Here is a 20,875-nt window from a genome sequence, read left to right on the forward strand (position 1 = left end):
AATCTGTCTACTTAGACATTTTATCATAGAACACTCAAAGTTTCGAGATGACACGCAAAACAATCTGTGACGAGTGTTTGGCAGCCAGCGGTAAAAATTCATCAAAACTGACTGTCGATTCTTTTCCGGCAATATCAGAAAGGGCGCGGATCACCACAAATCGCGTGTTAAATTGATAACAGACTTGCGCAACAGCGGCAGCTTCCATCTCTACAGCAATTACACGCGGAAATCTATTTTTGACTTGCAGGACTTTTTCAGGGTCAGCCATGAAAATATCAGCTGAAGCGATGGTTCCTACAGCATGTTCATATGTATCTAACTCCATTACAGCTTCTTTAGCGAATTCTATTAGGTTAGGATCTGATGGAAAGCTTGCAGGAAGTTGGGGCACTTGACCCAACTCATAGCCGAATGCAGTTACATCAACATCATGATGCAAGACATAATCAGATATTACAATCGTTCCCACTTCAAGTTCAGGGTTAGTTCCACCCGCAGAACCCGTATTCAACACGATATCTGGTTTAAAGTTCTGCAAAAGGATTGTCGTTGCCATGGCAGCGTTTACTTTTCCGATGCCACTTTTCGTCACAATCACTTGATGCTTGCCTACTTTGCCTTCAATAAATTCACAGTTTCCAATGGTTGTGATTTTTCCAAACCCAATTTCTCTGCGAAGTATTTCGACTTCTTCCTCCATTGCACCAACGATTGCTATTTTCATTTATGTCCTCTCCTCTTTTCTACTTACTAGAATGTGCTGCACGATAGGCAGCACATCGGTAGTTCGATTCACTTACTTCAATACATCCATTCTCACAGGTTTCCAACCTTGGCCATCAACCCACTCAATATATACTTTGTATTTTTTGGAATTGTCCTTACTTCTTACAATACCCTCTGATTTTTGAGGACTGCCGCCATTTTGAATACGATCAAAATACAATTGATCTTCAGACAAACCGGTTGCATAGGATATGGCTTTCTTTTTTTCATACCAGTCATCGGACTGACCATCGTATTTCGAGACGTGCTCGCCTGATTGTTTTGTTCCAATAGGTTTCCAGTCAGGATTTACAACCACTTTCTTGTTAGAATCCGATGAAGTTTCTTTCTTCGGTTTATCCTTTTTTGGTTCTTCTACTTTAGGGTCTTCTACCACTGGCGCTTCCGGTTCTTCAACTACTTCATTTATCACTTCGTTATTTTCTTCTTGGTCCTGAACTTCTGGTTCATCTGCATCTTCTGGCACATCATCTTCAGTTTCAGGCTTGTCCATCTCGTCCTCATCGTCTAAAACGATAGGTTCAATTGGAGCTGTGTCGGACTGAGTGGATTGCTTAGGCTTGTCGATTGCCACTTCTTTCTGATCGCCATCACCCGTGATGAAAATTACGGCAACAACTACAATAAGAAAAACTACTACACCAATTGAAATATTCAATGCTTTATTCACTTTGCTTGCTTTACTGCCTTGTTTTCTTGACGTTCTCGAATATTTTGGATCTTGATCTGCCATTTCAGACATCTCCTTTACTATGAAATGGAAAGCGTATACCGCGGTTGGAATGAAAATTAGCAATACCGTCTTCTGCTAGCGAGAAGACGGTACGTGTATCACTTTATCTCAAGTATCTCTACTGACATTTCACCGCCGGGAGTCTGGATCTTTACTTTATCATCTTTTTTTCGACCAATTAATGCTTTCGCAATTGGCGAATCGTTTGAGATCATACCTTCTAACGGATTAGCTTCAGCAGAACCAACAATCGTATACGTCTCTTTTTCACCATCAGGAATTTCTTTAAATGTAACTGTTTTACCTAATTGTACTTCATCCGTATTCAATTCATCTTCAGTAATAATGACCGCATTACGAATCATTCCTTCAATAGAAGAAATCTTCCCTTCGACAAATGCCTGATCTTCTTTCGCTGAATCGTACTCGGAGTTTTCCGATAAATCACCGTAGCTACGCGCGATTTTGATGCGTTCTACTACTTCCACACGTTTCACCGTTTTCAAATACTCTAGTTCTTCTTCTAACTTTGCTTTTCCTGCAGCTGTCATTGGAAATTTCTTTTCTGAAACCATGTAATAACACTCCTCAAATGTCTGTTCATAAAAAATACTATGTCACACTAGCTTTAATTATGTGACATAGCAGAACTATTTTAGTTTTGACTACACTTTTTCCGTTCACTATTCTGATTTGGACGAAAAAAAGTCCTTGCTCATCTTGCGTGCATCCTAGGTTTTTCTATACAAACTCTCGCAGATGCTGAATTAATTTAAAATTATGTCATCATCATATTATACTTCGTCAACAGAAGCAAGAATTGTTTTTATCTTCGTTACCATCAAATCGATTGCGACCGCGTTTTCTCCGCCTTCGGGAATGATTATATCAGCATACTTTTTTGTAGGTTCAATAAATTGATTATGCATCGGACGCACAACCTTTACATATTGCTCGACGACAGAATCTACCGTACGTCCACGGTCATGAATATCCCGTAAAATCCGACGAATAATGCGAATATCAGAGTCCGTATCAACAAACAGCTTGATATCCATAAGATCTCGCAATCGTTCATCTTCCAATACTAAGATCCCTTCAAGGATGATGACGTCTTGTGAATCTACAGGTACTTTTTCAGCTGAACGTGTATGCAATGTGTAATCATAAGTAGGCTTTTCGATTGCCTGTCTATTGATCAACTGATGGATATGTTGAATCAATAGGTCGGTATCGAACGCCAAAGGATGATCATAATTCGTCGTTAATCTTTCCTCAAATACTAAATGGGATTGGTCTTTATAATAATCATCTTGTTCAATGACGACGACTGAATGACCTTGGAATACTTCATGTATCTTTTTTGTGACACTTGTCTTACCGGAGCCAGAACCACCGGTAATACCAATTACGACAGGTTTTTTCTTCACAGTGATTCCCCTTTTACGATCTACTGTTTATTATTTTTTCACAGCTAGTAGAATGCCGTCACCTATTGGTACTAGTGATGTTTCATAGTGATCGTTTTGCATCGCCCAGCTCGTGAATTGTTGCAAATTTCGTATCATCGTGCGGTTGCGTTTCGGTATGTCCGCATCTTCCAACAGCACCATACCATGCATGAACATATTATCACAATAGATTACACCTGCAGGACCGACCAGTGGGCTATATTTGTCGAAAAACTTTCGATATTGTCCTTTTGCTGCATCAATGAACAGTGCATCAAATGGTTCTTGTGGTAACTTCGTTTCATCTAACTCGAGCGCATCATGATGAATAATTATAATACGTTCCTTCAGTCCACTGCGTACAATATACTCGACCGCTTTCTCATACCGCTCTGTATCGCGCTCGACTGTATAAATGATGGCGTCTGGAAAAGCTTTCGCCAATCGAATAGCCGAATAGCCGATCGCGCTTCCAATTTCAAGAATACGTTTCGGCTGCTGTATTTGTAGCAGTCCGATTAACGTATACAAGCCCGTATCATCCATGATGGGCACACGATGCCCTGCAGCGTAATCCTCCATCTCTAGGATAAGCGGCTCTTTTTCTTCCGCAAAGCGGCTAATGTACGTGTTATAGTCCGTCATATCTACTTCCCCTTTACGACGTGTTATTTATGTTGGCTGTCGATATACTTTGCTTTGTTTTTCAGATGATCTTCATAGGTTTTAGCAAAGTGATTAACGCCATTTTTGTCTGCCAAGAAGAACAAGTATCCAGTTTTGGAGGGTTCGACAGTTGCCTGGAGAGAAGCAGTTCCGGCATTCGCAATGGGCCCTGGCGGTAATCCCTTATTTTTATACGTATTATAGACATTATCCACTTTCAAATCTTCATTCATGACACGGGCTTTATGTTCGCCTAACGCATATAAAACTGTTGGATCTGTCTGTAACGGCATACCTTGTTCAATACGGTTATTAAAGACGCTTGCGATCGTTTCGCGATCTGCTTGGCCTGTTGCTTCTTTTTCTAACAAGGAAGCAAATGTCAGCATTTTATGAACTGAACGGTCTTTGCCTTCCTCGGCCCAATACGCCTTATACGGGATGACATTCTGTACGGTGGCATCGACCATCGTATCGACCACTTCTTTGACAGTAGGCTTTTCCTCAAAGAACGGGTAAGTAGCTGGGAATAAATAACCTTCCAGTGCATAACGTATATTTTCATTAAGAATTTCTTTTGTTATGATATCTGGATACTTGGCCATATATTCCTGAATGACTTGTTCATTCGTCACATATTCCATAAACTGCTCTTTGGTAATCGTGGTCTTTTTGCTTGTTCTTTCTGCAATCTGATCAATCGTTAACCCTTCTGGAATCGTTAGTGTAAATGCCGGTGTGCGATAGACTACACCTGTTTTCAGGCTCTTAATCAATTCATCTGGCGTCATGGACTGTGTTAATCCATACGTGCCAGCCTGGAAATCTGCTTCGTTGTTTACTTTTGCATAGTATTTGAAAATCCGCGCATTTTTGATAATACCCGACTCTTCTAGCTTTTCTGAAATCATATCCAAACCTGAACCGATCGGAATTTCTACTTCTACGACTTTTTCTGAATCCGGATCAACAGGCTCTAACGCACTTTTTATGTATGTATAGACCGAAAAACCTCCAACTATCCCTACAACCAATACAACGGCTACAATCCAAAGCACTATTTTTCTAACAGTTCTCACTTCTTCCTTCTGTTCTAACATACGTTCAAACATGACATCTTTTTTTCTTTGGGGCTCTTTTTCCACAAGCCTCACCTCTTCTTCCGCTATAGATAAATCCATTAAAAAAGACGGAACGGTCAGCACCATTCCGCCCGTCACATGATATTATCGCTTACTCGTCTTCTTCATCAAGGAATGTGTTCAGCACTTCTTCGATCATATCCCATTCTTCATCGGATTCAATTTCAAGAAGTGATCCGCCATCTTCTCCTTCTTCAGTCGGAATAAATGCGGATGCATGAATTTCAACTTCCTCGTCATCATCTGTCTCTTCGCCATCTAAAATATGGTAAAGTACATACGATCTTTCATATTCTTTTGAATCAAATGTTAAAATTACCTCACATACGTGCTCTTCGCCGTTCTCATCTACGATTGTCATTGTTTCTTGTCCGTGTTCCATTGTTTAATCACCTCTAGTTTTTTTGTGAATCCAAATACCCTTGTAAAATCATGACAGCTGCCATTTTATCGATGACCAATTTACGTTTTTTTCGGCTGACATCCGCATCAATCAAAACACGTTCAGCAGCCATAGTAGTTAATCGCTCATCCCATAAAACGACAGGTAAACCGAACTTCTCGCGTAACTTCTCAGCGTACTGTTCAGATGCTTCTCCACGGGGCCCTATTGTATTATTCATATTCTTAGGGTACCCGACGACAAACTCCGTCACTTCGTACTCTTCTGTCAATTGTTTGACTCGCTTCATCCCGAAAGAACCTACCGCTTCATCAATTTTGATGGTTTCGATTCCTTGGGCTGTCCAACCGAGACTATCGCTTATCGCAATACCAACGGTTTTCGTGCCAACGTCCAATCCCATAATTCTCATTCTGTTTTACCTCTGTTTTCTCGGATATAGAACTTAACTAATTCTTCTAGAATTTCGTCTCGTTCCAGTTTCCGAATCAAACTACGGGCGTCTTCGTGGCGTGGAATGTAGGCTGGATCTCCAGACAGTAAATAGCCAACCATCTGGTTAATTGGATTGTAACCTTTTTCTTCTAATGATTTGTAAACGTGGAGCATGACTGTTTTGACTTCTTCCTCCATCGATTCTTCAGGAAAGTTAAACTTCATCGTTTCATCGGACGAATTCATACTCGACACCCCGCTTTCCGATTTCCATTTATGTGTGTAACGATCTACCGTCATAATATACATAGTACATAGATTTGTGATTAAATCACCGCACGTATTCATTCTAGTTCAATCATCCGGGTAGGCAATTTAGCCACCCAAATGAAAATTAACTAGTAACATGTATCTGCAATTTATGATGAATCGTTCTCCGAAATGGTTAAACAGATTTTACATAATCATACACGGATTGAAGCGCATCATCAAGTTTTGACGCATCTTTCGCCCCCGCCATCGCCATGTCTGGACGGCCGCCACCTTTTCCGCCACAAAGTGACGCCACATGGTTGACGATTTTACCCGCGTGGTAGTTGCCGCCTCGTAAATCATCGGTAACACCAGCCGCTAGCATAACTTTTCCATCCGTTACTGTACCAAGTACAATGACGCCTTTGGAAGTTTTTTGTTTCATTTCGTCGATCAATTGACGTAAACCGTTATTGTCTTTCACTTCCACATTTGCAGAAATGACTGTGACGTCATCGATCTGCTGAGCCGTTTCCATGATACTGGCCAATTGGCTGTTGCCCATTTTCGCTTGCAATGATTCATTTTCACGTTGAAGTTCTTTAAAGTCAGCAAGAATCGATTCGACTTTTGTGACAACTGTTTTCGGAGTAGCTTTTGCAGTTGTTGCGACTTGATCAATGATTGCTTGGTCTTCTTTAAATGAACGGAATGCTTGTCCACCCGTGAAGGCTTCAATACGTCGTGTGCCCGCTCCAATACCGCTTTCAGAAACGATTTTGAATACGTTGATGTCGGACGTGTTGTTAACGTGACACCCTCCACAAAGCTCGACAGAGTAGTCTCCGACTTTAACAACGCGAACGATATCGCCGTATTTCTCGCCGAACAATGCCATCGCACCCATTTCTTTCGCCTCAGCAATTGGTGAAATGATCGTATGGACAGATGTACCTGCCCAAATTTGTTCATTGACTTGGAATTCGATGCGCTCGAGTTCTTCTTTTGTGACTTGTCCAAAATGGGAGAAGTCAAAGCGAAGGCGATCGGGACCAACATATGAACCTGCTTGATTGACATGTTCACCAAGAACATCTTTCAATGCGCGGTGCAATAAGTGTGTAGCCGTATGATTTTTGATCGTCAGCTTGCGTGAGAACTCGTCCACTTTCGCGCTAACTGATACGCCTTCATTCAATTCACCGGAACTGATGAAGACTGTGTGCAAGTTCTGTCCATTTGGCGCTTTTTTGACGTCGCGAACTTCCGCAGTGAACGACTCGTTTGTAATCATTCCTTTATCAGCTACTTGACCGCCACTTTCTGCATAGAACGGAGTCTGATCCAAAATAATTTGTACCGTTTCTCCTTCAGATGCATGTGCGATACGTTGACCGTCTTGAACCAGGACACTGACGATCGCAGTTGTTTCTAGTTGGCCATAGCCGATGAATTCACTCGCTTCATGAATTTCACCAAGAACGCCCGATTGAATATGCATGGAGTCTGAAGTCGCACGCGCAGCACGCGCACGGTTTCGTTGTGCAGCCATTTCTTCGTCAAATCCGATACGGTCGACTGCCACATCTTCTTCGAGGGCAAATTCCTCTGTTAGTTCAAACGGGAAGCCGTATGTGTCATAGAGTTTGAACGCATCAGAGCCTGAAACGATTGGTAAGCCTGAAGCTTTAGCCTTTTCAATGATCGTCGTTAAGATCGCCATACCGTCATGCAATGTTTCGTGGAAACGGTCCTCTTCGTTTTTCACGACTTTCATAATGAACGCTTGTTTATCGTGGACTTCGGGGTAGAAGTCTTTCATGATATCCCCAACAATAGGTACCAGCATGTACATAAATGGCTTGTCAATACCTAATTGTTTCGCGAATCGAACCGCTCTTCTTAATAGACGACGCAGAACATAGCCACGGCCTTCATTGGATGGAAGTGCTCCGTCGCCAATAGCGAATGCTACTGTGCGGATATGATCTGAAATGACTTTAAATGCCGTGTCTGCCTGAGTAGTTTCACCGTATTTTCTGCCTGAAACATTTTCAACTGCTTCAATGATCGGTAAGAACAAGTCTGTATCGAAGTTTGTTGGCACATCTTGGATAACGGATGCCATGCGCTCAAGACCCATTCCTGTATCGATGTTTTTCTTTGGTAACGGTGTGTACGTGTTATCAGGATTATGATTGAACTCAGAGAATACTAAGTTCCAGATTTCCAAATACCGTTCGTTTTCTCCACCTGGATATAATTCAGGATCGGAGAAATCGTCGCCATAACTCGGTCCGCGGTCGTAGAAGATTTCAGAGTTTGGACCACTTGGGCCTTCACCGATATCCCAGAAGTTGCCTTCGAGGCGAATGATGCGCTCAACCGGAATACCAATCTGATCTTTCCAGATAGCATACGCTTCTTCGTCTTCCGGATGGATAGTAACGGATAAGCGTTCGGGATCAAAACCGATCCATTGCTCATTTGTCAGGAAATCCCACGCACGAATAATTGCTTCTTCTTTGAAATAATCACCAATAGAAAAGTTGCCGAGCATTTCAAAGAACGTATGGTGACGTGCTGTATAGCCGACATTTTCAATATCGTTTGTGCGGATAGATTTTTGCGCATTAGCAATCCGCGGGTTTTCAGGAATCACTCGTCCATCAAAATACTTCTTCAATGTAGCGACTCCACTGTTAATCCATAATAGTGATGCATCATCAACTGGCACTAATGCTGCTGATGGTTCTACATTATGCCCGTGCTCTTTAAAATAGTCTAAAAACATTTGGCGAATTTCAGATGCCGTGAGTTTTCTCATCGTTTTACTCCTCCTAAAATTAAAAAAACTCCACCCCTTGTATAAAGGGGCGAAGGTTTCATTGATCGCGGTACCACCCTAATTACCGCATAACGCGGTATCTCGAGTTGCCTTAACGCGGCAAGACGGCAGGGATTAGCCTGCAACTTCGGAATAGCGTTCGCTGTAGATCTGAGGGAGCTTTTTCAGCCAAGAAGCTCTTTTCTATGACACAGAATAAACAGGTACTTGTTCCTTCAACGTTTTGATTATTTCTAAACGAATTATAGGAAAGTTCTCTCGCTTTGTCAATCCGTCACTTCAAGAAAGTCGAATGGTGACACATTGTTCATGCCCACGAGCGGGTCGATTCCAGTAAAATTGTCCATCGTTAACTTTGCCGGTGCCGTGTCTTGTGGTTCAACCGTCACTTTTGCGGGTGCTTCATCGACTGAGATGGGTTCCTTGTGATGTATTGCTAGATTTTCTTGCGTTTCCCCCGTAATGCGTTCTTTTAGCGTCGTCTGTCGTTCTGTTTCGTCAGTGCGCGCAATACCCGCCTTAAATTCTTCCGCTTCACCGCACAGTATTAAGAAGTTCTTAGCGCGCGTAATCCCAGTGTAAAGGAGATTCCGTCGCAACATTTTCCGCTGACTTCTCACGATCGGCATGACCACAATCGGAAATTCACTGCCTTGGGATTTATGGATAGAACAACAATACGCAAGTGTCAGCTGATTCAAATCACTTCGCTCATACTGCACTTCATTGCCATCATAGGAAACCACCATGATCGCTTTTTTGTCAGTAGTTTCTTTCGCTAACATGATCGCAACGACTTCCCCCATATCCCCATTGAAGACATTACTTTCAGGTTGGTTGACGAGTTGTAGTACTTTATCTCCTATGCGATACGTCGTTTCACCGAAAACCATTTCTTTTCTACCCTCTGCAGGTGGATTCGTTACTTCTTGGATCATTTTATTCAAGCCATCTATACCTGCTGGACCTTTATACATCGGTGCCAGTACTTGGATGTCTTTAATGGAATGTCCTTTTGATGTCGCATTTTCAATGATTTGTTTGACCGCAGGCAGTATTTGATCACTTGATGCTTTGATAAATGAACGGTCCGATGTTTTCTTTGTGACATCCAGCGTCCATTCTTTGTGCTTGATCATATGTGCCATTTCGATAATTGTCGAGCCTTCACTTTGTCGAAAAACATCAGTCAGTTCAACAACCGGAATTCTCCCAGACTGCATGAAGTCATGCAACACTTGCCCAGGTCCAACGGAAGGTAGTTGGTCCTGGTCACCAACGAACAATAACTGCGCATCGTTGCGGACAGCTTTTAACAGCTGATGCATGAGCCAAGTATCCACCATGGATGTTTCATCAATGATGATGAGATTGCCATCCACTTCTCGTTCAGTCTCTTCTTCAGCTTCCTGACCCGTAAAACCGAGTAGACGGTGGATCGTCATCGCAGGTAATCCGGTCGATTCAGACATACGTTTCGCAGCGCGTCCTGTAGGGGCTGCCAAAATGATTGGAAACGGTTCTTTTTTCCGTGCATACTCTTCGATGTCGAGTGAGAGACCATGCAGTTCTGCATAGGCCTCAACCAACCCTCTAATCACAGTGGTCTTCCCCGTCCCTGGGCCACCCGTTAACACGAGCAGTGAAGAATGAAGGGCGCGCTCGATGGCTTCGACTTGCGTTTCGGCATATTGCACTTCCAAACGTTCCTCAATTTCACCTATAGCTTTTCTAATTTCAGAAGCAGGAAATTGATCAGCAACTTCATTTTCAAGAATTTTATTTACTTTTGCTGCAATACCGATTTCCGAAAAATAAAGAGAGGGTAAATAAAGACGTTGCATTTCAGCAGACAGTGCACCTTCTTCGACGAGTTCAATCACTGCTTGGGTAATCGATTCGTACGAGATGATATGAGCCTGACTCGATTCAAGCAACAGCTTCGCTTGTGGCAAGATCGTCTCCGATTCTACGTAGACATGTCCTGCAGACTGTACTTCACTATGTACGCTGTAATAAACAGCTGCCTTAATACGCGCGGGATGATCCCCGACGAGCCCCAGTTGCTTTGCGAGATCGTCTGCTCGTTGAAAGCCGATTCCTTCGATCTCCTGAATTAAACGGTATGGATTTTCTGTCAGAATGGTGATCGCATCATCTTGATACGCTTGATATATACGCATGGCCACTTGTGGACCGAAGCCCCATTCATTGAGTTGCACCATTGTACGCTCAAGACCTAGATTTTCCTGCAACACCGAAACGAGCGTATCTTTCCGCTCGTCGCTCAAACGTGGGATTTGGTCAAGAACACTGCGGTCTTCAAGAATTTTCTGAATGACATTATTGCCGAGTGTTTTGACAATATCACTCGCCGTTTTCTTCCCAATTCCAGGAAATAAATCACCAGAAAGATAATGAATCAGACCCGCCTCCGTCGCAGGTAACTCTTTCGAAAACGTCTGCACATCAAACTGCTGTCCATGTACAGGATGGGTAACAAGTCGACCCGTAAATTTATAATCTTCTTCCGCAACTAAAGGAGGGAATGACCCTTTGATCACTATTTCACTGTCGCGGTAATCGGTATTGGTGGAAGTGACTTTCAACTTGACGATGGAAAATAGATTCGTCGTATTATGGAAAATTGTCACGACCGGCCTACCGATTAAATATGGTTCTGTTTCACTCATCGCTAGGTCTCCCTCCTTTTTCACCTAATGGATTACTCGCCCTGTTCGCCGAGCTTGATCATATCGAACAAATAACGCGCTTGTGTGTGCTCAGGTTCCGAAGTGAAGGCTTGCTCTAAGTGTGATAGCGCACTTGTTTTGTCTTCTGTGGAGACTGCATATAAAACACCCAAATTATAATGGCTATCCGCATGATCAGGAGCTACTGCCAAAATAGATTCGAATACCGGCTTAGCCTCTTTAAATAATTCAAGCTTAGCTAGTAAAATTCCGTAGGACAATGCCACTTCCTGATCATCCGGATTTAATTCAACAGCACGCTGCAAATATGGCAGTGCTAAACGGTCATTACCTGTTTGTTCAATGCTTTTACCGAGCATGAAATAGGCATCGGCAGAATCCAATCCTGTATTGATTGCTTTTTCATATAATTTTGCTGCTTCTTCAAAGCGCTCTTGATTGTAATACAGATTCGCCAGTCCATAAAAAGCGGTTCCTGCATTTTCATCAAGCGTCAACGCTTTTTGGAAAAATGGTTCCGCCTGTTCAGCATCTCCAAGAGACGCAAAAATGTTTCCAATATTGATATAGCCTGTAGGCTCTTCCGGATTTTCTTCTACTGCTTTCATGAAAAGCTCAATTGCTTTCTCATAATTGCCTTCTTGCATTTCTTTAATTGCATCTTGATGAATCGACATGCTGTTGCCTCCTTATCCTACGTACGTCAGTTTTTTACCGTCTTTATATACTTCATTGATCGTGCCGCCACCGAGGCACTCGTCACCGTCATACAGCACAACAGCTTGTCCTGGTGTGACTGCGCGAACAGGTTCATCGAAAGTGACGATCGCTTGATCACCCAATAATTGCACAGTTACTTTAGTATCCGGTTGGCGATAACGGAATTTAGCTGTACAAGTGAATGTTTCGGGTAATTCTTTCGGTGAACAAATATTCATGTCAGTCGCTTGCAAACTAGTTGAGAACAATGTGTCATGATAGAAGCCTTGTTCAACTAGCAAGACGTTGCGCTCCAAGTCTTTACCGACCGCAAACCAAGGTTCACCAGCTCCACCGATGCCTAGACCATGACGTTGGCCAATTGTGTGATACATGAGTCCGTCATGCTTACCCATCTTCACTCCAGCCATTGTCTGCATCTCACCTGGACGTGCAGGCAAGTACTCGCCAAGGAATTCCTTGAAATTGCGCTCGCCGATGAAACAGATCCCTGTTGAATCTTTTTTCTTTGCTGTTGCGAGTCCTGCTTGTTCGGCGATTTCACGGACTTCGCTTTTCTCCATATGACCAAGAGGAAACAGTACTTGCTGAAGTTGTTCTTGCGTTAATTGATTCAAGAAGTAGGTTTGATCTTTATTATTGTCTACACCGCGGAGCATCGCTACACCGTTTTCGCGTTCTACGACTTGTGCATAATGTCCAGTCGCCAAATAATCGGCACCTAGACTTTTTGCGTGCTCGAGGAATGCCTTGAATTTGATTTCTTTATTACACATTACATCCGGATTCGGCGTACGGCCTTTTTTATATTCATCCAAGAAATACGTGAATACTTTATCCCAATATTGCTTTTCAAAATTGACAGAGTAATACGGAATGCCGATTTGATCACAGACACTGCGTACGTCTTCGAAATCTTCCGTCGCGGTACAATGTCCAGATTCATCCGTGTCATCCCAGTTTTTCATAAATATTCCGATCACTTCATAGCCTTGCTGTTTTAATAGTAATGCCGCAACCGAAGAGTCCACTCCGCCTGACATTCCAATGACTACACGTGTATCGGCAGGTGCTTTTTTCGTTGTCATATTGTTCATCCTTTACTTAATTCATTTCACTAGTCGTTTGACTACACTTGCGATTCGATTGGCTGCTTCTTCTATAATGGATTCATCCAAATCATAGCCGAAACTGATGCGGATCGAGTTTCTAGCGTTATCTGATTCCGTACCGAACATAGCCGTTACGACATGTGACGGTTCAAATGATCCTGCAGTACAAGCAGAACCGCTTGATACGGCTATGCCGTTTAAATCCAAACTCATCAAAAATGTCTCCACATCCGTGCCAGGAAACGATACGTGATAAATATGCGGTAAAGATGCTACTGCCTGGGGGATGGTCGGTTGGAAATCAATTTGATGTTTCTCAAAGACATCCGCCATTATTTGTTTATACGTAGAATAGTTTTTTTGTTTAACGAGCTTTGATTGCTCGGCAATGGAGACCGCTTCTGCAAATGCAACTACAGCTGGTACATTTTCTGTACCTGCACGGCGTTTCCTCTCTTGTGAACCTCCGAATACTTGGCTCGATAGCATCTTACCTTTTCGCTGATAAAGAAAGCCGATTCCTTTTGGCCCATTAAGTTTATGTGCTGAAACTGATAATAAATCGACTTGCAGTTCCTCGACATCCAGTTGGCACGTACCGTAAGCTTGCACTGCATCTGTATGGAAGACGGCCTGATGTGTGGAAAGAAGCTGGCCGATCTCCGCAATTGGCTGTATTGTCCCCACCTCGTTGTTTCCATACATGATGGACACCAAAATGGTTTCATCTGTTAATGCGTGCTGAACTTGCTCTGTAGTTATGACCCCATTGCGGTCAGGTGAAAGATAGGTCACTTTATAGCCTTGTGACTCCAGTTGTTTACACGGATTTAACACCGCATGATGTTCGATTTCCGTTGTAATAATATGTTTGCCTTCTGTTTCCGACGATCGTACACACCCAAAAATCGCCAAGTTATCCGCTTCTGTTCCTCCAGAAGTAAGAATGATTTCATTAGGTGATGCATTGATCGAAGAGGCTAACGTTTTGCGTGCATCTTCCAGCACTTTCCTCGCGTGACGACCGAATTGATGTGTACTTGAAGGATTACCATATGTATCCTGCAGCGCAGTGGTGAATCGCTCCAATACAGTTGGATGTATCGGTGTCGTGGCAGCATAGTCTAAATATATAGCTGGTTTCATAACTAAACTCCTTTAAATATAGAACATGTATTCATCAGCAGTTGACGTATCTTCAAATTCAATTAAATCTTTGATCGTCGTATGATCCAATACTCCTCGGATTGCGTCTCCGATTCGTTTCCATAGTTCTCGTTGCGGAATATCATCGTCATCAAGCCCTTCGACTAATTGGATCGGTCCTTCAAGCAAACGAATTACGTCTCCTGCCACGATTTCAGAAGGATCTTTTGCGAGTTTATAGCCACCGTAGGCACCGCGAACACTTTTCACCATTCCGCTGTTGCGTAAAGGCGGGATCAGTTGTTCCAGGTATGCTTCAGAGAGATTTTGCTCTTCTGCGATTTTACGCAAAGGCACAGGACCCTCTCCATATTTTCGTCCTAATTCTACTATTACTGTAAGTCCGTATCGTCCTTTAGTGGATATTTTCATTGGGCATCGTCCTTTACTAAAATTGCTGAAATCAGTATAGCATAATTGTATCACTGGTTCTTGCAAATGACTTCACTAATGTTTTACGGTATAATGAAAGAACAAACGTACGCTAGGAGGATGTACATGCATAATGAACCTTTGGCTTTTCGCATGCGGCCTGAGACGATTGATGAAGTGATTGGACAAGACCACGTCATCGGCAATAATACTCCCTTATATCGGATGATCAAGAACGGGCATGTCCCGTCCCTTTTATTATATGGTGAACCAGGTATCGGAAAAACGTCTCTCGCATACGCAATCGCAGGCACGTCAAAACTACCTTTCATTGCATTGAATGCCACAGTAGCAGGAAAAAAAGACGTAGAAGATGTAGTGAAAGAAGCGCGGATGACTGGCAAAGTGTTGCTATTCTTAGATGAAATCCATCGTTTCAATAAATTGCAGCAGGATACACTACTTCCTCATGTAGAAAGCGGTGCGATTGTCTTGATCGGTGCGACAACGGAAAATCCATTCCATGATGTCAATCCCGCTATTCGTTCACGTTGTGGAGAAATCGTCCAATTAAAACGATTGCAACCAAAAGATTTACTGGAATTACTCGAGCGTACATTGAAAGACGAGAAAAAAGGACTCGGTAAGGAAACGATTGAAATCACCACAGAACAATTGGAGAAAATCTCAGAAGGCGTGAATGGTGATGCGCGAAAAGCTTTAACTTTCCTTGAATCATTACTTGCTGCAAGTGATGAAGAGGACGGTAAGATTATTATTGAAGATGCATTGCTTGCTCAATTATTAACTAGAATTAGTTTACTAGGCGATAAAAAGGGCTCGCATCATTTTAATTTATTATCTGCTTTGCAAAAAAGTGTACGCGGAAGCGATGTCGATGCCGCGCTTTATTATTTGGCCCAACTACTCGAAATTGGTGACCTAACTGCTGTTACAAGACGGATGCTCGTCATGAGTTACGAAGATATCGGATTGGCAGCGCCGGATGTCGGAAGCCGGGTTCTCGCGGCCACAGACGCCGCACAACGTCTTGGCATGCCAGAAGCACGTATTCCACTTGCCACGGCAATTATAGAGATGTGTTTGGCTTCTAAATCAAACTCCGCTTATAAAGCTATCGATGCGGCTACAAAAACACTGCATGAGAAACCAACAGGCGAAATCCCCATGCATTTACGTGATACACACTACAGCGGGTCTGCCGCACTTGGTCATGGCGGATACGTCTATCCACACGCAACACCGGTAGGCACATTTGGCGGTTGGACAGACCAGCAGTACTTGCCTGACAGCCTAGTAAACTCTAAGTTCTATACCCCTGTGGAAGCCGGTGAAGAAACTAGAATGGCCGCCATTCACAAGCGTCTTCAATCATTCAAAGGCCAAAAGAATCCACGTTAGGAATTTAGCTAGATAGTACAAAAAATCCACGCCAACCTTTGCTAGGTCAGTGTGGATTTTCTCGTATTACTTGAACATCTCTGCATTTTTCGGTGTGGAAATCGAATCAATATCATTAAAATAACTATACTTTGCATCGAGCTTCTGCTTATAACGAATATAATCCCGTCCGAAATAACTCGTAACATTCGCCGACATCTTCATGCCCGTCACAAACATGGTCTTTTCGTTTACCGTCAGCTCTACATCCAGTTTCTCCACTACAGGAAATCCGCCATGCGTATGGACAAATTTTTCTGGTTGCGGACTATTCACTGATACAACTTCCATCAACTGACGATAATCAGCAGGAGATAGAGAAAACTGCACTGCATAGCCATAATCAATTTTTTCTATTTCTGCATCATGCAAAAAAGGTTTTAACAGCGAAAAGTCCATTACAGGAGAAACAAACGGCACCCACACACCAAGCAATTCTATGCGTTGCTCATCTGTTAGCTCTTGCCATTCACTTTTTTCTGTTTCAACTGTCTCTTGCATAGCCAATTCATTACCTTGGCGGAATAGTTGAATGTTTTTCGCGCCTTGTTTTGGAATTTTCCAGACGACTTCCTCTGATACCTTCAGTGGATTCTGTTCAATATCCGCCTGGACTTGTACATTTTTGCTTGTACGCTTTGCAGGATCGGATGTGACACTACTTTCGTCGTACGCGATATTGGCATGGACCGATTCCAATTCATCCATCGCTTGTTCCGCTTTCTTCAATAAATCTTCCGCACTCGACGGGGCGGAAGACGTTTTTCCGCATCCTGTCACTGTAAATAGCATCACTGCCAGGAATAGAACGATCAAACTTTTGTTCATCAGGAAACTCCCCTTCAATCAAAACTATTAACAGTGTACTTCACAGCACCGCAGTTGTCACGGACCATTCCACCTGATTTGTGAAGGAAATTAGTCTACCGGCACGACCCAGTTAAATGGATCTTCTATTCTTCCAGTCTGGATGCCTGTAATCGTCTCATAAAGCTTTAGCGAAAGTTCACCGATCTCATTCTGATTGATCTCGCATTTTTCACCTTCAAAGAATAGTTCACCTATCGGAGAAATAACAGCAGCTGTTCCTGTACCGAATGCCTCTTCCAATGTGCCTTCTCGATTGGCTTCCATAATTTCATCGATGGACACTTTACGTTCTGTAACTGGAATATCCCAAGCGATCAATAACTCGATAACGGACTTACGCGTGATACCTTCCAAAATACTGCCATTGAGGCTTGGGGTGATAACTTCTCCATTGATTTTGAAGAATACATTCATCGCTCCCACTTCTTCTATATAACGATGTTCTTTTGCATCCAGCCACAGAACTTGTGAATACCCTTCCGCTTCCGCCACTTCTTGAGCTTTCATCGCGCCTGCATAGTTACCAGCTGTTTTCGCAGAGCCTGTACCACCTACTGCGGCACGGACATATTCTGATTCAACTGCAATTTTGACCGGATTAACTCCTTCTTTATAATATGGGCCTACCGGCGATAAAATGATCATTAGGCGGTACGTTTTAGAAGGAGCTACACCTAAATAAGGCTGTGTAGCGAAAATGAAAGGACGGACGTAAAGTGATGTCCCTGCTCTATCCGGAATCCAATCTTTATCAACAGAAATCAATTCCTTTAGTGCGCTTAATACGAATTTCTCATCGAACATCGGCATGCATAATCTATCATTTGAACGGTTCAGGCGTTTCATATTTTCCTCTGGACGGAACAAAACTACTTCCTTGTCTTCGTTTAAATAGGCTTTCAACCCTTCGAAAACCGTTTGCCCATAATGCAACACGATAGCGGCTGGATCTAAAAGAAACGGCTTATACGGCTCAATACGAGGATCATGCCATCCCGTTCCATCTGTATAGTCCATTACAAACATGTGATCTGTGAAAATCGTTCCGAAAGCGAGTGAATCATCCGCTGCTGGTTTGTCTTTTGGTGCGGAAGTTTCATAGTGTAAAATATGTTTTTCATTGGCCATAAATAAACCCTCCTAAATATTATCTGATTTGTCCAGTTCCCCGAATTACAAATTTCGAAGAAGTCAATGCTTCTAATCCCATTGGACCTCTCGCGTGAAGCTTTTGTGTACTGATACCGATTTCAGCACCATAACCGAATTCAAAACCATCCGTAAAGCGTGTGGAAGCATTAACGTAAACAGCTGCCGCATCTACGTTATTTAAAAATTGCTCAGCATGTGCATCCGTCTGTGTAATAATGCTTTCTGAATGCTTCGTACTGAATGTTGCTATATGATCTAATGCTTGCTGTACATTTTCCACGCTCTTCAAGCGTAATGTCAAGTCCAGGTATTCATTTGACCAATCATTTTGTTCAACCGCTGCGACATCTGAATCAAATGCCTGTAGTTGATCGTCCCCTTGTAGTTGCACGTCTTGGTCACGTAATGCTTTAATCAAACGCTTTCCATGTCGCGCCAACCAGTTGGAATCGATCAAAACGGTTTCGATCGCGTTGCAAACCGACGGGCGATGGGTTTTGGCATTGACTACTATATCAATCGCCATTTTCTCATCTGCGGATTCATCGATAAACACATGGCAGTTCCCCGCCCCTGTTTCAATCACCGGTACTGTAGACTCACGGATAACAGTCTGTATCAACTTAGCTCCGCCACGTGGAATCAAGACATCTAAATAGTCATTGAGTGTGAACAATTCTTTCGCTGTTTCTCGACTCGTGTCTTCTATTAATTGAACAGAATCGACTGGTAATGAACTTTTTTCGAGTCCGCGTTGAATAACACGCCATAGGGCCAAATTGGAATATTTCGCAGACGAACTTCCGCGCAACACGACCGCATTCCCTGTTTTCAAAGCCAAGGACGCAGCATCTATCGTGACATTCGGTCGTGCTTCATAAATCATTGCAATGACGCCAATCGGCACGCGCTTCTTGACAATATGTAATCCGTTCTCTTTGTGGATTTCTTCAAGCGTTTCTCCAATTGGATCTTGTAAATCAATTAGTAGACGAACACCTTCCGCCATCGCTTCAATACGATCAGGCGTCAATAAAATACGATCGAGAACCGCCGAGTCAATTCCTCTTTCACGACCTTCTTCAATATCCTTTTTATTCTCCGTGAGCAATTGATCCTGTTCTTCCAATAATTGATCGGCAATCAATTGCAATGCATGGTTTTTCTCTTCTGTCGTTGCCACGTTCAGTTCAATACTCGCTTCTTTAGCAGCCTTGCCTTTAGCTTTAATTTCACTCATAATAACTTCTCTCCTTTAATTATACTTGTACCCAGCGATCTCGGTGAATGACTTCTAGCATCGGTTTGAACTCTTCCAATTTATCCTTATTGGATATCGTTTGTTTTAATTGTTCAGATGAATAGGTGACTTCCCCTTTACCGATCAAACCATCTAAACCGAACACTTCCACGACTTCGCCAATACCAAAGTCACCTTGTACTTTAAAGACACCCGCGGGTAATAAACTGCGGCCGTTATGCACAATGGCTTCTTCGGCACCTTTATCCACATATAGACGTCCAGTTGATTCGGAATGAAGTGCAATCCATTGACGGTTCGTATTGATCGTATTGGCAACAGGACTGGAAATATATGTACCATCTCCATGACCTTTTAAAATGTCCAGTAATTTTGATGGACCACGCCCTGTTCCAATGAATACTGGAACTGCCAATGTGTGAGCAGTTTTTGCAGCCAGTATCTTCGAACGCATGCCCCCTGTACCGACTTTTGAGCCGACATCATCAGCACCGCCCAGTAATTCATCTGTAATTTCATCCAACTTAGTCAATCGTATAGCGTCTGGATCTGTTCGTGGATTACTTGTGTAGATGCCATTGACATCGGTTAAAATAATCAACTGATCCGCGTGTAGAAAACCACTGACTAATGCGGATAGCATATCATTATCACCGAATGTTAACTCGTCAATGGACACCGTATCATTTTCATTAATGATCGGCATAATACCACGGTCAAGTAATTCAGACATCGCCGCAAATGCGTTGCGGTATCGATCACGATCGGCAAAGTCATGACGCGTCAATAAGATCTGTGCTGGTATTACTTTATGTGCGCTAAATCTTTCAATATAGGACTGTATCAATAAGCTCTGCCCTACTGCCGCTGCGGCTTGCTTACCTTTTATGGTCTGTGGACGGGAAGAATAACCGAGACGGGCAAAGCCTGCCGCGACCGCTCCTGAAGAGACGACAATGACTTCATGTCCAACGTTTTTTAGCATCGCCAAGGCATCGACATGATCATTGAATTTCACTTGATCGATTTCTCCATTATCATTCGTTAACGAGCTGCTACCGATTTTCACAACGATTCGTTGTCTTTTCATATACATTCGCCTTCCATTTCTCCATATCATCTGCTTTTAGGAAATAAAAAAGCCCAATCGTCCCGATATAATCAGGACGAAAGGACATAACTTCCGCGGTGCCACCATCATTGGATCCATTTATATGAATCCCGCTTTCCTTCTAACGCCAAGGTGCGCGCCTGTGTTTTCACAGGACTCAAAAGGCAGGTTCGACAA

General features: G+C 42.9%; 19 protein-coding genes and 1 pseudogene. 1 reads left to right on the forward strand and 19 read right to left on the reverse strand.

Annotated features, from left to right (window positions below; all coding sequences use genetic code 11):
- Positions 1 to 34: 34 nt before the first annotated feature.
- From mtnN to cymR, 15 genes and pseudogenes are all read right to left on the reverse strand, one after another.
- Positions 35 to 727 (reverse strand): 5'-methylthioadenosine/S-adenosylhomocysteine nucleosidase, encoded by a 693-nt coding sequence (gene mtnN, locus CSV70_RS03565; protein WP_085133470.1) that lies wholly within the window; start codon positions 725 to 727, stop codon positions 35 to 37.
- A 72-nt stretch (positions 728 to 799) separates the two neighbouring features.
- Positions 800 to 1,522 carry a YrrS family protein gene (locus CSV70_RS03570; RefSeq protein ID WP_158232366.1) on the reverse strand — a complete coding sequence of 241 codons (723 nt, stop codon included), beginning with the start codon at positions 1,520 to 1,522 and terminating at the stop codon, positions 800 to 802.
- 98 nt (positions 1,523 to 1,620) lie between these two features.
- The gene (greA, locus tag CSV70_RS03575; protein ID WP_085133468.1) at positions 1,621 to 2,097 is read right to left on the reverse strand and encodes a transcription elongation factor GreA; all 477 of its coding nucleotides are present in this window, start codon (positions 2,095 to 2,097) and stop codon (positions 1,621 to 1,623) included.
- Between the two features lie 219 nt (positions 2,098 to 2,316).
- Positions 2,317 to 2,961 (reverse strand): annotated as a pseudogene (gene udk / locus CSV70_RS03580) (uridine kinase); the annotation flags it as partial.
- Positions 2,962 to 2,982: 21 nt separating this feature from the next.
- Complete coding sequence (locus CSV70_RS03585; RefSeq protein ID WP_099628181.1) at positions 2,983 to 3,618, reverse strand: O-methyltransferase; 636 nt, start codon at positions 3,616 to 3,618, stop codon at positions 2,983 to 2,985.
- 23 nt (positions 3,619 to 3,641) lie between these two features.
- A complete protein-coding gene (gene mltG / locus CSV70_RS03590; RefSeq protein WP_233191756.1) occupies positions 3,642 to 4,751 on the reverse strand; it encodes an endolytic transglycosylase MltG in 1,110 nt (369 codons plus the stop codon).
- 121 nt (positions 4,752 to 4,872) lie between these two features.
- The gene (locus CSV70_RS03595) at positions 4,873 to 5,163 is read right to left on the reverse strand and encodes a DUF1292 domain-containing protein (protein ID WP_085133465.1); all 291 of its coding nucleotides are present in this window, start codon (positions 5,161 to 5,163) and stop codon (positions 4,873 to 4,875) included.
- Between the two features lie 13 nt (positions 5,164 to 5,176).
- Complete coding sequence (ruvX, locus tag CSV70_RS03600; protein WP_085133464.1) at positions 5,177 to 5,596, reverse strand: Holliday junction resolvase RuvX; 420 nt, start codon at positions 5,594 to 5,596, stop codon at positions 5,177 to 5,179.
- Complete coding sequence (locus tag CSV70_RS03605) at positions 5,593 to 5,865, reverse strand: IreB family regulatory phosphoprotein (RefSeq protein WP_029054646.1); 273 nt, start codon at positions 5,863 to 5,865, stop codon at positions 5,593 to 5,595. Before CSV70_RS03605 ends, ruvX begins: the two co-directional genes overlap by 4 nt.
- 199 nt (positions 5,866 to 6,064) lie before the next feature.
- Positions 6,065 to 8,698, reverse strand: coding sequence for an alanine--tRNA ligase (alaS, locus tag CSV70_RS03610; RefSeq protein ID WP_099628180.1), 2,634 nt, complete (start codon positions 8,696 to 8,698; stop codon positions 6,065 to 6,067).
- 287 nt (positions 8,699 to 8,985) lie between these two features.
- Positions 8,986 to 11,412: an SF1B family DNA helicase RecD2 gene (recD2, locus tag CSV70_RS03615; protein ID WP_099626481.1), complete on the reverse strand. Its 2,427-nt coding sequence runs from the start codon at positions 11,410 to 11,412 to the stop codon at positions 8,986 to 8,988.
- Positions 11,413 to 11,444: 32 nt separating this feature from the next.
- Positions 11,445 to 12,110, reverse strand: coding sequence for a tetratricopeptide repeat protein (locus CSV70_RS03620; protein ID WP_085133461.1), 666 nt, complete (start codon positions 12,108 to 12,110; stop codon positions 11,445 to 11,447).
- Positions 12,111 to 12,122: 12 nt separating this feature from the next.
- A complete protein-coding gene (gene mnmA / locus CSV70_RS03625; protein ID WP_099626479.1) occupies positions 12,123 to 13,241 on the reverse strand; it encodes a tRNA 2-thiouridine(34) synthase MnmA in 1,119 nt (372 codons plus the stop codon).
- Between the two features lie 21 nt (positions 13,242 to 13,262).
- Positions 13,263 to 14,411, reverse strand: a complete 1,149-nt coding sequence (locus tag CSV70_RS03630; RefSeq protein WP_099628179.1) for a cysteine desulfurase family protein — start codon at positions 14,409 to 14,411, stop codon at positions 13,263 to 13,265.
- 12 nt (positions 14,412 to 14,423) lie between these two features.
- Positions 14,424 to 14,843, reverse strand: coding sequence for a cysteine metabolism transcriptional regulator CymR (cymR, locus tag CSV70_RS03635; protein WP_085133458.1), 420 nt, complete (start codon positions 14,841 to 14,843; stop codon positions 14,424 to 14,426).
- 126 nt (positions 14,844 to 14,969) lie between these two features.
- On the opposite strand from cymR, the gene CSV70_RS03640 reads away from it, so the two are divergent.
- A complete protein-coding gene (locus tag CSV70_RS03640; RefSeq protein ID WP_099628178.1) occupies positions 14,970 to 16,265 on the forward strand; it encodes a replication-associated recombination protein A in 1,296 nt (431 codons plus the stop codon).
- Between the two features lie 66 nt (positions 16,266 to 16,331).
- Here the strand turns inward: CSV70_RS03640 and CSV70_RS03645 are convergent, their stop codons facing one another.
- From CSV70_RS03645 to proB, 4 genes are all read right to left on the reverse strand, one after another.
- Entirely contained in the window at positions 16,332 to 17,132 is an 801-nt protein-coding gene (locus tag CSV70_RS03645) for a DUF6612 family protein (protein ID WP_099628177.1), read from the reverse strand.
- A 90-nt stretch (positions 17,133 to 17,222) separates the two neighbouring features.
- The gene (locus tag CSV70_RS03650) at positions 17,223 to 18,302 is read right to left on the reverse strand and encodes a branched-chain amino acid aminotransferase (protein WP_099628176.1); all 1,080 of its coding nucleotides are present in this window, start codon (positions 18,300 to 18,302) and stop codon (positions 17,223 to 17,225) included.
- A gap of 19 nt (positions 18,303 to 18,321) precedes the next feature.
- On the reverse strand, positions 18,322 to 19,566 hold the full coding sequence (locus CSV70_RS03655; protein ID WP_099628175.1) for a glutamate-5-semialdehyde dehydrogenase: 1,245 nt from the start codon (positions 19,564 to 19,566) through the stop codon (positions 18,322 to 18,324).
- 19 nt (positions 19,567 to 19,585) lie between these two features.
- Positions 19,586 to 20,677, reverse strand: a complete 1,092-nt coding sequence (gene proB, locus CSV70_RS03660) for a glutamate 5-kinase (protein WP_099628174.1) — start codon at positions 20,675 to 20,677, stop codon at positions 19,586 to 19,588.
- Positions 20,678 to 20,875 lie beyond the last annotated feature (198 nt).

Source organism: Sporosarcina sp. P25 (assembly GCF_002743235.1).
In the GTDB taxonomy this organism is placed as follows: Bacteria; Bacillota; Bacilli; order Bacillales_A; family Planococcaceae; genus Sporosarcina; species Sporosarcina ureae_B.